Annotated in this window: 18 protein-coding genes; 10 read left to right on the top strand and 8 right to left on the bottom strand. The window is 66.6% G+C overall.

Features of this window, described 5'->3' with window-relative positions; genetic code table 11:
- Window positions 1-99 precede the first annotated feature (99 nt).
- From ACVENA_RS02855 to ACVENA_RS02835, 5 genes are all read right to left on the bottom strand, one after another.
- Window positions 100-1,479: an L-serine ammonia-lyase gene (locus ACVENA_RS02855; protein WP_449327563.1), complete on the bottom strand. Its 1,380-nt coding sequence runs from the start codon at window positions 1,477-1,479 to the stop codon at window positions 100-102.
- 197 nt (window positions 1,480-1,676) lie between these two features.
- Complete coding sequence (locus ACVENA_RS02850; RefSeq protein ID WP_449327562.1) at window positions 1,677-2,291, bottom strand: superoxide dismutase; 615 nt, start codon at window positions 2,289-2,291, stop codon at window positions 1,677-1,679.
- A gap of 98 nt (window positions 2,292-2,389) precedes the next feature.
- On the bottom strand, window positions 2,390-3,967 hold the full coding sequence (locus ACVENA_RS02845; RefSeq protein ID WP_449327561.1) for a cisplatin damage response ATP-dependent DNA ligase: 1,578 nt from the start codon (window positions 3,965-3,967) through the stop codon (window positions 2,390-2,392).
- Window positions 3,964-4,980 (bottom strand): ligase-associated DNA damage response exonuclease, encoded by a 1,017-nt coding sequence (locus ACVENA_RS02840; RefSeq protein WP_449327560.1) that lies wholly within the window; start codon window positions 4,978-4,980, stop codon window positions 3,964-3,966. The genes ACVENA_RS02845 and ACVENA_RS02840 overlap by 4 nt, the downstream gene beginning before the upstream one ends.
- Before the next feature lie 50 nt (window positions 4,981-5,030).
- A complete protein-coding gene (locus ACVENA_RS02835; protein ID WP_449327559.1) occupies window positions 5,031-6,512 on the bottom strand; it encodes a GAF domain-containing protein in 1,482 nt (493 codons plus the stop codon).
- 261 nt (window positions 6,513-6,773) lie between these two features.
- Here ACVENA_RS02835 and ACVENA_RS02830 point away from each other — a divergent pair, with 261 nt between their 5' ends.
- Window positions 6,774-7,565: a response regulator gene (locus tag ACVENA_RS02830; protein WP_257547996.1), complete on the top strand. Its 792-nt coding sequence runs from the start codon at window positions 6,774-6,776 to the stop codon at window positions 7,563-7,565.
- Between the two features lie 115 nt (window positions 7,566-7,680).
- Here the strand turns inward: ACVENA_RS02830 and ACVENA_RS02825 are convergent, their stop codons facing one another.
- A complete protein-coding gene (locus ACVENA_RS02825; RefSeq protein WP_449327558.1) occupies window positions 7,681-8,235 on the bottom strand; it encodes a sigma-70 family RNA polymerase sigma factor in 555 nt (184 codons plus the stop codon).
- Between the two features lie 260 nt (window positions 8,236-8,495).
- Here ACVENA_RS02825 and ACVENA_RS02820 point away from each other — a divergent pair, with 260 nt between their 5' ends.
- The 4 genes from ACVENA_RS02820 to ACVENA_RS02805 all read left to right on the top strand — a co-directional run bounded on the left by ACVENA_RS02820 (window position 8,496) and on the right by ACVENA_RS02805 (window position 11,424).
- On the top strand, window positions 8,496-8,750 hold the full coding sequence (locus ACVENA_RS02820; RefSeq protein WP_257547993.1) for a NepR family anti-sigma factor: 255 nt from the start codon (window positions 8,496-8,498) through the stop codon (window positions 8,748-8,750).
- Window positions 8,750-9,385, top strand: a complete 636-nt coding sequence (locus tag ACVENA_RS02815; RefSeq protein ID WP_449327557.1) for a sigma-70 family RNA polymerase sigma factor — start codon at window positions 8,750-8,752, stop codon at window positions 9,383-9,385. The genes ACVENA_RS02820 and ACVENA_RS02815 overlap by 1 nt, the downstream gene beginning before the upstream one ends.
- Window positions 9,386-9,453: 68 nt before the next feature.
- Entirely contained in the window at window positions 9,454-10,623 is a 1,170-nt protein-coding gene (locus ACVENA_RS02810; RefSeq protein WP_449327556.1) for a PQQ-dependent sugar dehydrogenase, read from the top strand.
- A gap of 51 nt (window positions 10,624-10,674) precedes the next feature.
- Entirely contained in the window at window positions 10,675-11,424 is a 750-nt protein-coding gene (locus ACVENA_RS02805; protein WP_449327555.1) for an esterase/lipase family protein, read from the top strand.
- Between the two features lie 7 nt (window positions 11,425-11,431).
- On the opposite strand, the gene ACVENA_RS02800 is transcribed toward ACVENA_RS02805, so the two are convergent.
- Window positions 11,432-11,950 (bottom strand): GNAT family N-acetyltransferase, encoded by a 519-nt coding sequence (locus ACVENA_RS02800; RefSeq protein ID WP_329627340.1) that lies wholly within the window; start codon window positions 11,948-11,950, stop codon window positions 11,432-11,434.
- A 257-nt stretch (window positions 11,951-12,207) separates the two neighbouring features.
- Between ACVENA_RS02800 and ACVENA_RS02795 the strand changes: the two genes are divergently transcribed.
- Genes ACVENA_RS02795 through ACVENA_RS02785 form a run of 3 tightly spaced genes read left to right on the top strand, consistent with a single transcriptional unit; the run spans window position 12,208 to window position 14,012 of the window.
- Window positions 12,208-12,834, top strand: coding sequence for a class I SAM-dependent methyltransferase (locus ACVENA_RS02795; protein ID WP_449327554.1), 627 nt, complete (start codon window positions 12,208-12,210; stop codon window positions 12,832-12,834).
- Window positions 12,835-12,865: 31 nt separating this feature from the next.
- Window positions 12,866-13,324, top strand: a complete 459-nt coding sequence (locus tag ACVENA_RS02790) for an Rrf2 family transcriptional regulator (RefSeq protein WP_449327553.1) — start codon at window positions 12,866-12,868, stop codon at window positions 13,322-13,324.
- Window positions 13,317-14,012: a class I SAM-dependent methyltransferase gene (locus ACVENA_RS02785; protein WP_449327552.1), complete on the top strand. Its 696-nt coding sequence runs from the start codon at window positions 13,317-13,319 to the stop codon at window positions 14,010-14,012. The genes ACVENA_RS02790 and ACVENA_RS02785 overlap by 8 nt, the downstream gene beginning before the upstream one ends.
- A gap of 10 nt (window positions 14,013-14,022) precedes the next feature.
- Here ACVENA_RS02785 and ACVENA_RS02780 read toward each other — a convergent pair whose 3' ends face one another.
- Window positions 14,023-15,111 carry a fatty acid desaturase family protein gene (locus tag ACVENA_RS02780; RefSeq protein ID WP_449327551.1) on the bottom strand — a complete coding sequence of 363 codons (1,089 nt, stop codon included), beginning with the start codon at window positions 15,109-15,111 and terminating at the stop codon, window positions 14,023-14,025.
- A 126-nt stretch (window positions 15,112-15,237) separates the two neighbouring features.
- Here ACVENA_RS02780 and ACVENA_RS02775 point away from each other — a divergent pair, with 126 nt between their 5' ends.
- Window positions 15,238-16,404, top strand: a complete 1,167-nt coding sequence (locus ACVENA_RS02775) for an N-acetyltransferase (protein WP_449327550.1) — start codon at window positions 15,238-15,240, stop codon at window positions 16,402-16,404.
- A gap of 79 nt (window positions 16,405-16,483) precedes the next feature.
- Entirely contained in the window at window positions 16,484-17,398 is a 915-nt protein-coding gene (locus tag ACVENA_RS02770; RefSeq protein WP_449327549.1) for a class II glutamine amidotransferase, read from the top strand.
- Window positions 17,399-17,444: the final 46 nt, after the last annotated feature.

Genomic DNA, 17,444 nt, shown 5'->3' with positions numbered 1-17,444 from the left:
CGGCGTTATGCCGAACAAAACCCTGAGCCGGCCGACTGGGCAGGCTTTTACAGGCGGCGGGGTGTGTCTTTCAGTTAGTTTTGCCAGTGATGGTTTGCCTCAACACTCCACGACACTAACCGCCAGCCCGCCCTTCGACGTTTCCTTATATTTGTCGCGCATATCGCGCCCCGTCTGCAGCATCGTCGCGATCACCGTGTCGAGGCTGACGACATGGGTGCCGTCGCCGATCATCGCGATGCGGCTCGCGTCGATCGCCTTGATCGCGCCCATCGCGTTGCGCTCGATGCACGGAATCTGCACCAGCCCGCCGATCGGGTCGCAGGTGAGGCCCAGATTATGCTCCATGCCGATCTCGGCGGCGTTCTCGACCTGCGCGTTGGTGCCGCCGAGTGCGGCGGTCAGCCCCGCCGCCGCCATCGAGCAGGCGACGCCGACCTCGCCCTGACAGCCGACCTCGGCGCCCGAGATGCTGGCGTTGCGCTTGTAGAGCGCGCCGACCGCGGCCGCGGCGAGCAGGAAGGTGCGCACGCCCGCAGCGTTGCCGCGATAGCTGCGCCGGTAGTAGCGGATCACCGCGGGGATGATCCCCGCCGCGCCGTTCGTCGGCGCGGTGACGACCTTGCCGCCCGCGGCATTCTCCTCGTTCACCGCCATCGCCCACAGGTTGATCCAGTCCATCATCGCCATCGGATCGGACAGGTTCGCCTCGTGCCGTTCGCGAATGTCGGCGGCGATCTGCGGCGCGCGGCGCTTGACCTTGAGCCCGCCGGGGAGGACGCCGGTGCTCGAACAGCCCGCGTCGATCGAGCCGTCCATCGCCGCGGCGATTTCGTCGAGCCCCGCCTCGACCTGTTCGAGGCTGCGGTGAACCAGCTCATTGTCGAGCATCATCTCGGCAAAGCTCTTCCCCGACGCAGCGCCCATTGCGATGAGGTCGGCGCCCGAGGTGAAGGGGAAGGGAAGCTCGACCTCATCCTCGGCGCCGCGACTGTTGCGTCCCGCCTCGTCCTCGTCGACGACGAAGCCGCCGCCGATCGAGAAATACATGCGCTTCGCCAGGATTTCCCCGTCGCCGTCGCGCGCGGTGAAGCTCAGCGCATTGCTGTGGAAGGGCTGGCGCTGCTTCATCTGGAAATGCAGGTCGCTGGCCGGCTGGAACCGGACGCGCTGGCGGCCGAGCAGATAAAGGAAGCCCTCGCTCGTCGCGCGGTCCCAATGCGCCTTGATCGCGGCGAAGCTGGTCGAGGCCGGGATTTCGCCGGCGAGCCCCGCGACAACCGCGGTGTCGGCGGCGTGCCCCTTGCCGGTCAGCGCGAGCGAGCCGTAGAGGTCGGCCTCGACATGCGCGGTTTTCGTGAGCAGGCCATGCTCGTCCAGCCAGACCGCGAAGCGCCGCGCGGCGACCATCGGGCCGACGGTATGCGAGCTCGAAGGTCCGACACCGATTTTGAAGAGTTCGAAGAGGCTGATCGTCATGGCGGCGCTATATAAGACGCATCGCCGGGGCGATAGGGACAGCAACGCCGAAATAAAAATCCTCCCCGCGGCGAAGCCGTGGGGAGGTGGCAGCCCGCAGGGCTGACGGTGGGGCAAGAGCGCTGGCGCCGTAACCCCTCCACCATCCTTCGGATGGTCCCCCTCCCCACCGCTTCGCGGCGGGGAGGATCGGTTCGTCAGCCCGGATAGGTCCAGGCGCCATCGCGCGCGAGATTTTCGGCCGCGAAGTCCCAGTTAAGCAGCTCGTCGACCACCGCGTCGACATAGGCGGGACGCAGATTCTTGCGGTCGATGTAATAGGCATGTTCCCACACGTCGATCACCAGCAGCGGCTTGATCCCCGCGGTGACTTCGGTGCCGGCGTCATGCGTATCGGTGACCGACAGCTTGCCGTCCTTCGCGACGAGCCAGGCCCAGCCCGACGCGAAATGGTTGACCGCGGTGTCCTTCAGCTTCTTCTTGAGGTCGTCCAGCGAACCGAAATCGCGGTCGATCGCCGCGGCGAGATCGCCCGACGGCGCGCTCTTCTTCGGCGACAGGCTGTTCCAGTAGAAGGCGTGGTTCCACGACTGGGCGCTGTTGTTGAACAGCCCCTTGTTGCCCGCGCCCTCGGCGTGGTGGATGATTTCCTCGAGGCTCTTGTCGGCAAGCTCGGTGCCTTCGATCGCGGCGTTGGTCTTGTCGATATAGGCCTTGTGGTGCTTGCCATGATGGGTCGCGAGCGTGTCGGCCGAAATATGCGGCGCCAGCGCGTCCTCGGCATAGGGCAGCGGCGGGAAAGCGATCGTCATGGCAGTCTCCATTTTCTGATTGGATAGGCCCTTAATTCGGCGCTTCGCCGGATGGTTGCAAGCCCTGCGCAGGCAATTTTTCCTTCCCCACCCTCAACTCACGTCACCATCGCGCGCAGCGTCGCGATCCGGTCGGCCTCTTCGGCGGGCTTGTCGCGGCGGATGCGCGAGATGCGTGGGAAGCGCATCGCCAATCCCGACTTGTGCCGCTTCGACGCATGGATCGAATCGAAGGCGACTTCGAGCACGAGCGACTTCTCGACCTCGCGCACCGGGCCGAAGCGGTTCAGCGTGTGGTCGCGGACGAATTTGTCGAGCCATTTCAGTTCCTCGTCGGTGAAGCCCGAATAGGCTTTGCCCACCGGCAGCAATTCGCCCGCGTCGCTCCAGCAGCCGAAAGTATAGTCGGAATAGAAGCTCGCGCGCCGCCCGTTGCCGCGCTGCGCGTACATCATCACGCAATCGGCGACGAGCGGATCGCGCTTCCACTTGTACCAGAGCCCGGCGCGGCGGCCCGCCACATAGAGGGCGTCGCGCCGCTTCAGCATCACCCCCTCGATCGCGGCATCGCGCGCGCCGGCGCGAAGCTCGGCCAGATGATCGAAATCGCGCGCCTCGATCACCTGCGACAGGTCGAAATGGCTGTTGGCGAGGCGCGGCACGAACGCCTCCAACTGCCGCCGCCGCTCGCTCCACGGCAGGCCGCGCAGGTCGTTGCCGTCGACCGCGAGCAGGTCGTAGACGCGCACGAAGGCCGGGTAGTCGGCGAGCATCTTCTTCGAGACCGTCTTGCGTCCGAGCCGCTGCTGGAGCGCGTTGAAGCTCGCCGCGCCGCCCTCGGCCCCGCCCTGCGCATCACCGCGCACCAGCAATTCGCCGTCGATCACCGCATCCTGATCGAAGGCCGCGACCAGCTCGGGAAAGGCAGCACTGATCTCCTCGCCGCCCCGGCTGTAGATGCGCGTTTCGCCGCCCCCGCGCACGATCTGGACGCGGATGCCGTCCCATTTCCATTCGGCCGCAAAACTGTCGAAGTCGACCGCTTCACCCTCCAGCGGATGCGCGAGCATGAAGGGGCGGAAGAAGGCGACGTTGGCCAGATCGGGCCGCGGCGCCCTCCCCTCGCCCCATGCAAAGAGCGGCGCATAGGGCGGCGGGATCGCGTGCCACAGCTCCTCGACATCGTCGACGGGCACGGCGAAGGCCTGCGCGAAGGCCTGCTTCGCGAGCCGCGCCGACACGCCGACGCGCATCCCGCCGAGCGCGAGCTTGAGCAGCGCATAGCGCCCGTCGGCATCGAGCCGGTCGAGCAACGACGCAAGGACCGCGGGCGCATCGCTGCGCGTCGCGGCAGAGAGAGCGCCGACGGCTTCGGTGACGCTGAGATCGGCTTTCGGCGCCGCCGCATCCGGCCACAGCAGCGCCGCCGTCTCCGCCGTATCCCCCACGAAGTGCCGCGACAGGCGGAACAATTGCTCATCCACCCGCGCGCCGAGCAGGGCGCGCACCGTCCCCGCCTTCACCGCCGGAAAGTCGAGGCTTTCGGTCAGCGCGGCGATCGCCCAGCCGCGGTCGGGATCGGGGGTATGCCGGAGGTAATCGACGATCAGCGCCAGCTTGCTATTGCGCGAGCGCGTGTAGATCAGCCGGTCGATCAGGGCCGCGAAGCGCTTCACGCCTCCTCCTCCAGATCGCGCCCGACGAGGTGCAGCGCGCGCGCCTTGCGCTGGGTCAGCTCGCACCAGCGCAGCAATCCCTCTTCGCTGCCGTGGGTGATCCAGCTTTCCTTGGGATTCACCTCGGCAATCGTAGCGGTGAGTTCGTCCCAGTCGGCATGGTCCGAGATGACGAGCGGCAGTTCGACCATCCGCTGCCTCGCGCGCTGGCGCACGCGCATCCAGCCCGACGCCATCGCGGTGACCGGATCGGGCAGACGCCGTGACCAGCGGTCGTTCAGCGCCGAGGGCGGCGCGAGGACGATCTGCCCCGCCGTCTCGGCCTTGTCCGTCTCGCTCACCAGCCGCAGCTCGCCGAGGTCGACGCCATGCGCCGTATAAAGATCGCACATGCGTTCGAGCGCACCGTGAATATAGATGGGCGCGCTCCATCCGGCGGCGCGCAGTTCGGCGATCACCCGCTGCGCCTTGCCGAGCGCATAGGCGCCGACGAGCACCGAGCGGTCGGGCTCGGCGCGCACCGCGCCGATCAGCTTGGCAATCTCGTCCGCAGTCGGCGGGTGGCGAAACACCGGCAGGCCGAAAGTCGCCTCGGTAATGAAGATGTCGCACGGCACGATCTCGAACGGCGCACAGGTCGGGTCGGGCCGCCGCTTGTAGTCGCCGGTGACGACGATCCGCTCGCCGCGATACTCCATCGCTATCTGCGCGCTGCCGAGCACATGTCCCGCCGGGTGGAAAGAGAAACGCACCCCGCCGCGCTCGAAGCCGTCGCCATAGGGAAAAGCCTGATTATGACTCGCTGCGGCGTCGACGCCGTAGCGCAGCGCCATGATCGCGAGCGTCTCGGGCGTCGCGAACACCGCGCCATGGCCGCTGCGCGCATGATCGGCATGGCCGTGCGTTACCGCAGCGCGCTCGACCGGGCGCGACGGATCGATCCAGAGGTCGGCGGGCTTTACATAGAGCCCATGCGGGTGCGGTTCGAGCCAGGGTTTGACACGCGTCGTCATCTTGCCCGCTTAGCACAAAGAACAAAGAAGGAACAAATCCCTTCGATGGTTCAGGCCTCGCGCCAGCGCGCCGGCAGGGCGACGTCAACGATCAGCCCGCCGGGCTCCCAGCGCCGCTCGATCGTGCCGCCCAGATTGTTGCGCACGCTGCGTTCCATCAGCAGCGTGCCGAAACTCGTCCGCTCGGGCGGGCCGACGACGGGAGCGCCGCCGCTTTCGGTCCAGGTGAGACGGAACAGCCGCGGCTCGCTTCCTTCGGGATCTTGCGTCCATGTCACCTCGACCTGACCTTCGGGGCCGGTCAGCGCGCCATGCTTGGCCGCATTCGTCGCCAGTTCGTTGAACAGCAGCGCCATCGCGACCAGCGCATTTTCCGGAAGCAGCAGGTCGGGCCCCGACCAGCGGATGCGCGGAAAGCTCGCCTCGACCTCGCGCATCAGCGCATGCATCGATCCGGTCATGAAATTCGCCCCGAGCAGCACATTCTGCGCGCGGTTGAGCGCGTCGAGGCGGCTGCTGATCCGCTCGACATAATCGTCGACGTCGCGCGCCGCGTGCCGCGTCAGGGAGATGATCGCGCTGACCGTCGCGAACAGGTTGCGCATCCGGTGGTGCAGTTCGCGCATCAGCAGATTGGCGTTTTCCTGCCGGCTCTTCTGCTCGGTGATGTCGATGCTGATGCCGGTCAATACCGCGTCGTCATTGTGCACGTCCCAGTCGCCGCGGATGCCCAGCCAGCGCACCCCGCGCTCGGGATGAACGATGCGATGCTCGACCGCATAGGGCGTGCCGCTTGCCACCGCCTCGTCGATCGCCGCCTGCACCCGCTCGCGGTCGTCGGGGTGGATGCGCTCGAAAATCCCTTCGCGGGTGCACAGCGCGCTTTCCCAGTCGGCGCCCCACAGGTCCGCGACCGCGCCGCGCCACGTCGCCAGCGCGGTGCGCGAGTCATAGCGCCATGTCGCGATTCCCGAATAGTCGAGCGCGCGCTCGAGCGTGCGGCGCGCCTCGTCTCGCTCGACGACGATGCGGCGCAGATCGGCCTCGGCCATGATGATCGCCGCGAAATCCTCGAGCCGCTCAAGCTCGCGGTCTTCCAGAAGCGCGCGCTCGCGGCGATCGATGATGCAGAGGGTGCCAAGCACCGCGCCATTATAGGCGCGCAGCGGCACGCCCGCGTAAAAGCGGATGAAGGGCTCCCCCGTCACCAATATATTGTCGCTAAAGCGATCGTCGGCGCGGGCGTCAGTAACGATCAAGGGGGCATCGCCGGTCACCACATGCTGGCAGAAACTGATGTCGCGCGGCGTCTCCTCGATGTCGAGGCCGTGCGCGGACTTGAACCATTGCCGGCAATCGTCGACGAGCGTCACGAGCGAGATTGGCGCATCGAACAGGTCGGCGACCAGCTTGGTAACCCGGTCGAATGCCACCTCGCGGCCACTCCCCAGCAGCCGATATTCGCGAAGGGTATCGAGTCGCCACGTCTCGCGCTGCGTGGCATCGCCTTCCCCACCGTCCGCCAAGGCCACCCCCCCTGTTCCTGTCCCCGCCGGTGTCGCTGCACCGATATCCGCGCCGGGCCGCTCTGCCATGAATCGAGTTCCTAAAAAAGCATTGTGGCGACCCCAGGAAAAACGGAACAATTCCGCTCCCTTAGGCCCAATTCGGTCGCGTCCCGGCAGAGTCTACGCTTTGCGCGCCAACAAGTTGCAGCAAAGCGGGACGCCTTGCCGACGGGAACCCGATGTGCGCGCCCCGCGTATCCCCTTTTGACAAGAGGGAGCATCATGATGAGCTTGGGAGAAGAAATCCGCGGACATCTGCCCTTTCTGCGGCGCTACGCGCGCGCGCTGACCGGCAGCCAGCAGCATGGCGACAATTTCGTTCACACGACGCTGGAGGTGATCGTCGCGGCCCCCGACGAATTCCGCACCGGCCCCGACACCCGCATCGACCTCTACCGCAATTTCCACCGCATCTGGGAAAGCGCCTTCCTCGACGACGGCGAAGGCGACGACGAGGAGGATCCGCTCGTTCGCGCCGCGAACCGCCGCCTCGCGCGGATCACGCCGCTCGGCCGGCAGATGCTGCTGCTCACCGCGCTCGAAGGCTTTTCGGTCGCCGAGACCGCGCGGATCACCGGCACCGATGCCGCCACGGTCGAAACGCTGCTCGGCGAAGCCGCGGGCGATATCGACCGCGAAGCGCGCACCTCGGTTCTGATCATCGAGGACGAACCGCTGATCGCGATGGAGCTCGAACAGATCGTTCGCGGCCTTGGCCACGACGTCGCGGGCATAGCCACGACACACGACGACGCGATCGCCGCTTTCGAGGACAGCGACGCGGGGCTCGTCCTCGCCGACATTCAGCTCGCCGACGGCTCGTCGGGGATCGACGCGGTTCAGGACATATTGGCGGTCGCGCCGGTGCCGGCGATCTTCATCACCGCCTTTCCCGAGCGGCTGCTGACCGGCCATTGCGTCGAGCCGACCTTCCTGATCTCCAAGCCGTTCCGCGAGAATACGGTGCGCGCGGCGATCAGCCAGAGCCTGCTTTTCACACCGCAGCTCGCGGCGTAACGCACCCTATATTCGTCATTCCCGCGAAGGCGGGAATCCCGCTGTCGCCATCTGTGCGGTCAAGCGATGTTGAAGCTGGATCCCCGCCTTCGCGGGGATGACGACGAAGGCTAAACTAATCCGGCGAAGGGCCGCCGCCGGTCAATTGATCGACGTCGCCCATGATCGCGGCGAAGGCTTCGCTCGGCGCCAGCGTCGTCTCGCTCCGCAGCGGCATCTCTCCGCTTTCGAGGATCGCGTGCAACGCGGCGCGCGCGCGCGACACCCGGCTCTTCATCGTGCCGACCGCGCAGCCGCAGATTTCCGCCCCCTCTTCGTAGGAAAGCTGCCCCGCGCCGATCAGCACCAGCGCCTCGCGCTGGTCGACCGGCAGCAACATCAGCGCGCGCTGGACGTCGGCGAGGTGCAGGCTGTCGGCCTGATCGTCGGGCGCGACGAGCAGCCGTTCGGCGGCGAGTTCATCATAGTCGGCGGTGAATTTCCGCCGCCGCATCTGCGACAAAAAGCAGTTGCGCAGAATGACGAAGGCCCAGCTCTTCATGCTCGACCCGCCGGGAATATAGGAGGCGCGCGCCTTCCACGCCTTCAGCATCGTTTCCTGAACCAGATCGTCGGCAAGGTCCGCATTGCCGGTCAGGCTGCGACCGAAAGCGCGCAGATGAGGCAACATCGCCGCCAGTTCGTTCTTGAAGCTGACATCGTCGAGAGGGCGGGCGGATTCGTCGCTGATAAAAGGGCTTTCGTTGCAGGGGCCGGAACCAATAGCGGAATGAAGCACAGGCTTAGCGCCCGATGCAAGGCTTGAAAACCCTAAGTAACTCATATGCTTTCATATTGGCCGCGTGTCGCCGATGTGCCTTTCGCGCCACAGTCGGCGACAAAAATCGACGAGCCGCGGGAACCCGCGGCCAAGTCTGTCGTTGCTTCGGCATGGCAACGCACGGCAACAATGGCATCAATGGCGCGGACCGGCATCCGCCCGTATCCGATGCGCCGCGCCGGGCGAACGGCAGCTTTCCCGGCAGCGGCAGCGACCAGTGGCATCGCACGCTCACCGGGCGGCAGGCTCCCGAACCGGTGGGCGCGAAGCTGCGCATGATCTATGGCAATATCGTCGCCGAACAATTGCCCGATCATATGCTCGACCTTCTGTCGCGGCTCGACAGCAAAAGCCCGAAGCAATAATGGCCCGAACCGACACGGCGCCGCCACCGCAGGACGACAATTCGCTTTCGGACAGTGAGTTCAAGCAGTTGCTCGCGGGCGTGATCCCGCACCTTCGCGCCTATGGCCGCAGCCTGTCGGGCAACCCCGACCTTGCCGACGACCTGACGCAGGATACGATGGTCAAGGCTTGGGCCTCGCGCGACCGGTTCGAGAAGGGCACCTCGATCAAGGCATGGACCTTCGTCATTCTGCGCAACACCTTCCTGTCGCAGATGCGCCGCAACAAATTCCACGGCGAATATGACGAGGGTGCGGTCGAGCGCACGCTGTCGACCCCGGCCCGGCAGGAAGATGCGAGCGAGATGGCCGACCTCCAGCGCGCGCTGATGGAATTGCCGCAGGACCAGCGCGAGGCGCTGATCCTCGTCGGTGCCGGCGGCTTGGCCTACGAGGAAGCGGCGGCGATCTGCGATTGCGCGCTCGGCACGATGAAAAGCCGGGTATCGCGCGCACGCGCCGCGCTCGAGGACATCATGGCGCGCGGACAATTCGCACAGAAGCGCGCCGATGCCCCCGCCGCGAGCGAAGCGATCGACGCGATCATGGACAGTGTCGAGGAAATCACCGCGCGGCGCGAGGCATCGGGGGGCTGAGCGCCTCTCGACATCCGGGCGTGGGCGCGCCACATTGGCCTCTCTCCCCAGCAAAGCGAGCCCCGCCCATGAAAAGCCTGTCCGCCCTCGCCCTGTCGGCCGCGATCGTCGTAGCTGCCTGTTCCTCGGGCCCGGCGAGCAATGCTGCCGATAGTGCCGCGCTCGATGCATCGGGCGCCCAGCCCGCGACCCCGCTCGCCGATGCGCCTTTCACGGTGCGCGAAGTCGCCTCGTTCGACGAGCCCTGGGCGATGACCTTCCTCCCCGGCGGCAAGCAGGCGCTGGTTACCGAGCGGGCGGGCAAGCTCAAGCTCTGGCAGGAAAATGGCCCGGCGCTCGACGTCGCGGGCGTGCCGACGGTCGCCTATGGCGGTCAGGGAGGGTTCGGCGACGTGATCCTCGCCCCCGATTTCGCGGCGAGCGGCACCGTCTATCTGAGCTGGGTCGAGTCGGGCGATGGCGACAATTTCGGCGCGGTCGTCGGCAAGGCAACGCTCGTGCAGGGCGCGGCGCCGCGGCTCGACGAGTTGCAAGTGATCTGGAAACAGGATCCGAAAGTTCCCGGCCGCGGCCATTTCTCGCACCGCCTCGCCTTCTCGCCCGACGGCCAATATCTCTTCATCACCTCGGGCGAGCGGCAGAAGTTCGATCCCGCGCAGGACATGGGAAAGAATCTCGGCAAGGTCATCCGCCTGAAACCCGACGGCAGCGTGCCCGCCGACAATCCCTTTGCCGACAGGGGCGGCATCGCCGCGCAAATCTGGTCGCTCGGCCATCGCAACCTGCTCGGGCTGGCCTTCGATGGCAGCGGCAGACTGTGGCAGCAGGAGATGGGGCCAAAGGGCGGCGACGAGGTCAATCTGGTCGAGCGCGGCGCCAATTACGGCTATCCGATCGTCTCGAACGGCGACCATTATGACGGCAAGGACATCCCCGACCACCCGACGCGCCCGGAGTTCGCCGCGCCGAAGCTCTGGTGGAACCCGTCGATCTCGCCCGCTGGGCTTGTTTGGTATGGCGGCGACCTTTATCCGGGCTGGAAGAACAGCCTGTTGATGGGCGCGCTGTCGGGCGAGGGGCTGATCCGCATGAGTATAGACGGCGACTCGCTCCACAAGGCTGATCGCTGGGATTTCGGTCAGCGCATCCGCGAGGTCGAGGTGCGTGAGGACGGATCGGTCTGGCTGCTCAGCGACGGCAGGGACGGAAAGCTGCTCGAACTCGTCCCGAAGCGCTGAACCGCCTGCACCCCGTCTTCGCGGGGACGCAAAATCTGTTATAGGCCCGCGATGCTTCGCGCTTTCCTTTCCCGGCGCGCCGAATGGCCCGCCCGCATCGCCGATCCCGATGCGCCGCCCCCTCTGGCGCTGCTGTGGCGCGAGGCGGGGGGGCTACTGCGCGCGCTCGGTGGGCGCATCCGTCCGCTGCCGCCCGAACCCAATCCCGACAGCGCGCATCCGCCGGTGATGGTGCTCCCCGGCTTTATGTCGGGCGACTGGGCGACCAAGGCACTGCGCGGCGACCTGCGCCGCGCGGGGTTCCGCTGCTATGCCTGGGGTCTCGGCTTTAACCGCGGCGCGACCCCCGACATCATCGACCGCATCGACACCCGTGTGCAGTGGATCATCGACCGCACCGGCCACGCCCCCGCGCTCGTCGGGTGGAGCCTCGGCGGCATCTATGCGCGCGAATATGCCAAGCATCATCCGGGCAAGGTCGCGCGCGTCGTCACGCTCGGCTCGCCCTTTTCGGGCAGCCGCCGCGCCAATCGCGCGTGGCGCCTCTATCACCTGATCGCGCGCCACCCGGTCGACAATCCGCCGATCGACTTTCACCCCGCGCCGCGCCCGGCGATGCCGACCTTCGCGCTCTGGTCGAGCCACGACGGGGTCGTCGCGGTGAACAGCGCGCGCGGGTCCGCCCACGAAAGCGACCGGCGGATCGAGGTCGACTGCGGCCATATGGGCTTCGCCTATGCCCCCACCTCGGTCGCCGCGATCGTCAAGGCGCTGACCGAAGAGGTCGCTCCGCCCGCCTGAGCGCCGCTCAGCACACGTCGATGCGATCGAGCGGCGCCGCGCGCCAGCTCAGCAGCATCCGCCCCGGCCGTCGCCCCGCGAGCCCGGTCGAGACGAAGCCGACCCGGCGCAGCAGCGCGCGCGACCTTTCATTCTCCGGACGGCATTCGGCGACGATCGCACAACCCGGCCGCGACGCGGCGAGCGCATCGACGACGGCGCGCACCGCCTCGGTGGCGATGCCGCGGCCGCGCGCGCGGGCGGCGAACCAGTAACCGATCTCATATTCGCGCCCCGCGCGGCGGTGCACGCCGATCACTCCGCTCAGACCGCCGCCGCTGCCGTCGCGCACCGCGTGAAAGACGTCGCCGCCGCCCGACCGCGCGATCAGGGCGCGCGCATCGTTTTCGGTGAAGGGCTCGGGCAGGAAATGGATTTGCGAGGTCACCGATTCGTCGGTGATCGCGGCAAGCGCTCCGGCGTCGTCAGCGTGCAGCGGCGCGATGCGGCAATGGTCGGTCGATAAAGCAAGCAAAGTATCGGTCATGTCGCGTCTTCTTGAAAAGCGCACGCCGTGACCGGGGGTTGGTGGTGTGATGATGACCATTCGCCTGTCCGAACACGGCGGCGATGGTCACAGGGTGATGCCATGCCGCTCCTAGATAAAGGAGCGCCAATACGCCTTGAATCGAAGGGATCGGTCGTTGGTCATCGCCGCCGCGCCTATCAGCTTTGCGGGGTTCGATCAACCATCGGCGGGAATCGGGCTGGCGGGTCGGCTCGCGAAGGCGCTAAATCCGGCGCATGGCCCTTTCCGACGCCGCCGCCTTCATCCGCGCCAACCTGCCCGTGCTGCCGGTTCCCGGCATCGCCGAAATCCGCCTGCACAAGGCGGTGCCGTCGAGCCGCGTCGGACGCCTCGCGGCGGACGGCGACGGGCCGCCGCCCTATTGGGCGCATCATTGGGCCGGCGGGCTCGCGCTTGCGCGCCATGTCCTCGATCATCCCGACGTCGTCGCGGGGCGCCGCGTCCTCGAGCTCGGCGCCGGATCGGGGCTGGTCGCGATCGCCGCCGCCAAGGCCGGCGCGGCGCAGGCGATCGCCGTCGAGCCCGACCGCCACGCCCTGGCAGCGCTCGCGCTCAACGATGTCAGGATCGACGTTCGCGCGGCGGACGTCGCCGCGCTCGACGTCCCCGATGTCGACACGGTGCTGGTCGGCGACCTCTTCTATTCGGACGAACTCGTGGAAACCGTCACCGCCTTTCTCGACCGCTGTCTCGATCGCGGCATCGACGCGCTCGTCGGCGATCCGTGGCGCCGTCCGCTGCCGCTCGCGCGTCTCGACGAAATCGCCCGCTACGAGGTCGCCGAGACCGGCGGAGCGACGAAGCCGAGCGGTGTCTTCCGCTTCCATCGCGACGGACCTTGATTTTCCACATTCATGTAATATATAAAGTTACATGAAACGCGACAGCCGATTATCGGGCGTGCTCCACGTCCTTCTCCACATGGCCGAGGCTGGCCGCCCCGCAACCTCCGAAAGCCTCGCAAAGGCGATGCAGACCAACCCCGTCGTGATCCGCCGCATATTGGCGGGCCTGCGCGAGGCCGGCTTCGTCCGGTCGGAAAAGGGCCATGGGGGCGGCTGGACGATCGCGCGCAATCTGGCTGCAATCACGATGCGCGATGTCTATGACGCGATCGGCCGCCCCCATCTGATGGCGATGGGCAACCGCACCGAAGCGCCCGGCTGCCTCGTCGAACAGGCCGTCAACGCGGCGCTCGACACGAGCTTTCGCGACGCCGAGGCGCTGCTGCTCGACCGGTTCGGGCAAGTGACGCTCGCGACGCTCGCGGCCGATTTTCACGCGCGCATGGCGGCGCGCACCATATCTGCACAGGAGCATGGTCATGGCTGAAGGCGCGCAGCATTTCCTCGACAGCTTCAGGGATCCGGCCGCGGTCGCGCGCTATGCCGAAGGACCGCGACGCTTCGTCCCCGGCCTCAACGGCCTCCACCGCATGACCGGGCTGCTGCTCGCCGAGCGCGTGCCCGCAGACGCCCATATCCTCGTTCTCGGCGCGGGCGGCGGCAGCGAGATGAAGGCGATGGCCGACGCGTATCCCGCCTGGCGCTTCACCGGCGTCGATCCCGCCGGCCCGATGCTGGACCTTGCGGCCCAGGTGCTCGGGCCCGATGTCGGCCGCGCCGATCTGGTCGAAGGCTATATCGACGACGCGCCCGCCGGCCCCTTCGACGGCGCGACCTGCCTCCTCACCCTGCATTTTCTCGACCGGGCGGAGCGCACGCGGACCGCGGCGGAAATCCGCCGCCGCCTGAAACCCGGCGCGCCCTTCGTCGCCGCGCACGGCAGCTTTCCGCAAGGACCGGGCGAGCGCGACCGCTGGCTCGATCGCTATGCCGCCTATGCCATCGCGTCGGGCGGCGACCCCGAACAGGTCGCCAAGGGGCGCGAGGCCGTCGCCACCCATGTCGCCATGCTGAGCCCCGAAGAGGATGAAGCGGTGCTGCGCGCCGCCGGTTTCACCGGCGTCGAGCCCTTTTACACCGCTTTCACCTGGCGGGGGTGGGTCGGATACGCCTAGAGCCCTGACCCTAAGCTGCGGCTCCGCGCGCCGAGCCGGCGACGAGGTTCATCACCAGCTTCGGCAGGCTGCGATAATTGGCGCCATGATATTGCGAGTCTGCAGGCAGCGCATCCTTCAGGCGACGATGCGCCTCGGGCAGCGCATGATAGGGCACGCCCGGCAGCAGATGATGCAGCGCATGATAGCGCAGCCCCACCGGTGCCCAGAGTTCGGGCAACAGGCCCGGCGGCGGCACGTTGACGCTGTCGAGGAACTGGCCCGTCACGGTCAGCACCGCGCCGTCATTTTCCCAGAGGTGCGCGACCAGCGTGCGGATCTGGTTGAGCACCAGCGTCGCCGCCGCGATCGAACCGAAGATGATCAGCGCGCGCAGCGGCACCCAACCGAAGACGCCCGCGGTCACGAGCAGGCTCGACCAGACCCACGCGCCGGCTTCCTGCCACGCCCATTGACGGCGGAACTCGCCCTCGGGCGATTTGCGGCGAAACATCGGGTTGATGATCATCCCCGAATAGCGCTCGCGCACCACGCGGCGTAGCGGCGGAATCACGAACGACAGCGGCGTCAGCACCGCATAGCGGAAAACGAGCGCGAGCGGCGCAAAGGCGGCCGCGACGACGAACAAAGGCACCGTCCATGGCTTCATCAGCGCGAGCGGCAGATATTCGGGGTCCTCGACCGTGCCATATTTGGTGCGGTTGTGATGCAGGCTGTGAATGCCCTCGTACATGAAGGAGGGGATGAGCAGCGGCACGCCGACGAGGATGTTCCACGCGAGGCGGAACCCCGGCAGCGCATTCTTGCGGATATGGGTGAGCTCGTGGATGAAGCTGCCCGCGCGATAGAGCGCGAGCACCGCGACAAGGGCCGCGCACAGCATCCACGCCGTCGACGGCGCGAGGATTGCCGCCGCGACGCCGGCATAACCGATGACGGTCGAAGCGAGGAAATCGGTCCAATAGACGCGCGCGCTCGGCACGACGAGATCGCGCGTCAGCTCCGACGCCGCGCGGATCATCGCCATATCGTCGGCGATCGCCGATTTGGGCGTCTTTACCGCCGGCGACTCCGACATCCGGTCGACAAGGGTGTTCATCGCTAACATGCCTATATCTTCACCATGATTTCGTGGCAGCAAAATGGCCGAATGCGGGTCGCCAGCGCCACGGCAATGCCCTAATGCGTCGCCAATCATATAGGATCGCCTCTTCAGGAAACCAGCATGACCGCCCATAACGAAGGCCCGATCACCATCCATCCCGTCCAGGGCAAGGCCGAAAAGCGCGAGTTCGTCGAGCTCGCCTATCGCCTCAATCGCGGCGATCCCGCGTGGGTTCCGCCACTGAAGGGGGAGGTTTACGGCCTGTTGACCCCCGGTGAGAATCCCTGGTTCGAGCATGGCAAGGCGCAGCTTTTCCTCGCGCGGCGCGGCGGGCGCACGGTGGGGCGCATTTCGGCGCATATCGACTTTCTCGCGCTCGAACAGCCCTCGGCACAGGGCATGGGGCCGGGCACCGGCAACTGGGGCCTGCTCGAGGCCGAGGACGGCGAAACCGCGCACGCGCTGATCGCCGCCGCCGAAGACTGGCTGCGCGGCCAGGGGATGACCCGCGCGCTCGGCCCGCTGTCGATTTCGATCTGGGACGAACCCGGCCTGCTGATCGAGGGCTTCGACACCCCGCCGACGATCATGCTCGGCCACAACAGCCCGCTCTATCGGGCGTGGATCGAGGCCGAGGGTTATCGCCCGGTCAAGAAGCTCTATAATTATGCGGTCGAGATCGTCGACGGCTTCCCGCCGATCGTGAACCGCATCGTTGCGGCGGGGGAGAAGAACGGTCGCATCCGCATCCGCCGTGTCGACAAGTCGAAGTTCGATGCCGAAGCCAAGCTGATCATGGGCATATTGAACGATGCCTGGTCCGACAATTGGGGTTTCGTCCCGCTCACCGACAGCGAGATCGCCTATGTCGGCAAGAAGCTGAAGGACATCGTCTTCGAGGATCTGATCCGCGTCGCCGAAGTCGACGGCGAGCCGGTCGCCTTCATGATCGTGCTGCCGAACATCAACGAAAAACTGATCGAGATGGACGGGTCGCTCCTTCCCTTCGGTTGGGCGAAGCTGCTCTGGTGGCTGCGCAAACCCAAGAGCAAGCGGCTGCGCGTACCCCTGATGGGCGTGGTCAAGAAGCTTCAGAACAGCCGGATGGCGAGCACCCTCGCCTTCATGATGATCGAATATATCCGCCGCGACGGCGTCGCCGATTATGGTGCGGAGCAGGGCGACATCGGCTGGGTGCTCGACGACAATCAGGGGATGAACGCAGTCGCCGAGGCAATCAACGCGACGGTGAACCGCGTTTACCAGATCTACGACAAGCCGCTCTGATCCACCGCTCGCCTTGATCCGGCAAGCGGTGTAGGCTTCGCGCACAACCAGCGGGCGGGGGCAGTCTATGTGCCGGGCGATGATGTATCTGGGCGAGCCGGTGCAGCTCGACGACCTGCTGTTCAAGCCCGACAGCAGCCTCGTCAATCAGGCCTATATGCCGCGAATGCTGCACATGCTGAACCTCGCGGGGTTCGGGATGATGGCGTGGGACAGCGCCAGCTTCGTTCCCGAGCTGCCGCACCGCTACCGCTCGCCCTCGCTGCCCATTTTCGACGGCAATCTGAAATCGCTGGCGATCAAGACGCGCGCCGAATGCGTGATCGCGCACGTCCGCGGCGTCGCCTATTCGACGAGCGTCAAGGTCAGCGAGCAGAACACCCATCCCTTTCACTTTCCCGGCGCGGCGGTCGCGATGGCGCACAATGGCGACATCTATCGCATCGGGGAAATGAAGGGGACGCTGATGGCCGACATCGACCCCGAACTGCTCGCGCAGATTTCGGGATCGACCGACAGCGAGTGGGTCTATGCGCTGCTGCTGTCGCAGCTTCCCGACTGGCGGGTCGAACCGGCGCGCGACGCACTGATCGCGGCGGTGCAGCGGACCGTCGACCTGATCGAGGCGGCGCGGCGGCATCACGGCATCGCCATCTCGTCGAGTTGCAACCTGTTCGTCACCACCGGGCGACAGATATTGGGGCTGCGCCATTGCTTCGACTTCGGCCATTACCGCACCGGGTCGCCCGACCAGCTCCACGAGGCGAATATGAATTTCCTCTCGATGTGGTTCACGACCGGGCGCGATTACGGCCTGCACGACGGCGAATGGCAGATGGTCGGCGGCGAGGAGGAACCGCGCGCGGTGATTATCGCGTCGGAGCCGCTGTCATCGAACAGCGCGACGTGGATGCCGGTGCCCGAATATGCGATGATCCATGCCGAAATGGACGGGAACCGCCCTGCGTTCCGGGTGGTGCCGCTGGCGCGATAGGCTGCGCCAGAAAGGAGCGCGTTAAATCGACATCACTCGGATTCCG

This window comes from Sphingopyxis sp. 550A (genome assembly GCF_053569535.1).
The sequence above is the reverse complement of the archived record's forward strand: the minus strand, read 5'-3'. Positions and strand labels throughout refer to the sequence as shown.

Bases quoted from the DNA above. Each gene is read 5' to 3' on its own strand.
- ACVENA_RS02855 (WP_449327563.1), bottom strand. From the start codon at position 1,479: ATGACGATCAGCCTCTTCGAACTCTTCAAAATCGGTGTCGGACCTTCG.
- ACVENA_RS02850 (WP_449327562.1), bottom strand. From the start codon at position 2,291: ATGACGATCGCTTTCCCGCCGCTGCCCTATGCCGAGGACGCGCTGGCG.
- ACVENA_RS02840 (WP_449327560.1), bottom strand. From the start codon at position 4,980: ATGACGACGCGTGTCAAACCCTGGCTCGAACCGCACCCGCATGGGCTC.
- ACVENA_RS02830 (WP_257547996.1), top strand. From the start codon at position 6,774: ATGAGCTTGGGAGAAGAAATCCGCGGACATCTGCCCTTTCTGCGGCGC.
- ACVENA_RS02825 (WP_449327558.1), bottom strand. From the start codon at position 8,235: ATGTTGCCTCATCTGCGCGCTTTCGGTCGCAGCCTGACCGGCAATGCG.
- ACVENA_RS02820 (WP_257547993.1), top strand. From the start codon at position 8,496: ATGGCAACGCACGGCAACAATGGCATCAATGGCGCGGACCGGCATCCG.
- ACVENA_RS02815 (WP_449327557.1), top strand. From the start codon at position 8,750: ATGGCCCGAACCGACACGGCGCCGCCACCGCAGGACGACAATTCGCTT.
- ACVENA_RS02810 (WP_449327556.1), top strand. From the start codon at position 9,454: ATGAAAAGCCTGTCCGCCCTCGCCCTGTCGGCCGCGATCGTCGTAGCT.
- ACVENA_RS02805 (WP_449327555.1), top strand. From the start codon at position 10,675: ATGCTTCGCGCTTTCCTTTCCCGGCGCGCCGAATGGCCCGCCCGCATC.
- ACVENA_RS02800 (WP_329627340.1), bottom strand. From the start codon at position 11,950: ATGACCGATACTTTGCTTGCTTTATCGACCGACCATTGCCGCATCGCG.
- ACVENA_RS02795 (WP_449327554.1), top strand. From the start codon at position 12,208: ATGGCCCTTTCCGACGCCGCCGCCTTCATCCGCGCCAACCTGCCCGTG.
- ACVENA_RS02790 (WP_449327553.1), top strand. From the start codon at position 12,866: ATGAAACGCGACAGCCGATTATCGGGCGTGCTCCACGTCCTTCTCCAC.
- ACVENA_RS02785 (WP_449327552.1), top strand. From the start codon at position 13,317: ATGGCTGAAGGCGCGCAGCATTTCCTCGACAGCTTCAGGGATCCGGCC.
- ACVENA_RS02780 (WP_449327551.1), bottom strand. From the start codon at position 15,111: ATGAACACCCTTGTCGACCGGATGTCGGAGTCGCCGGCGGTAAAGACG.
- ACVENA_RS02775 (WP_449327550.1), top strand. From the start codon at position 15,238: ATGACCGCCCATAACGAAGGCCCGATCACCATCCATCCCGTCCAGGGC.
- ACVENA_RS02770 (WP_449327549.1), top strand. From the start codon at position 16,484: ATGATGTATCTGGGCGAGCCGGTGCAGCTCGACGACCTGCTGTTCAAG.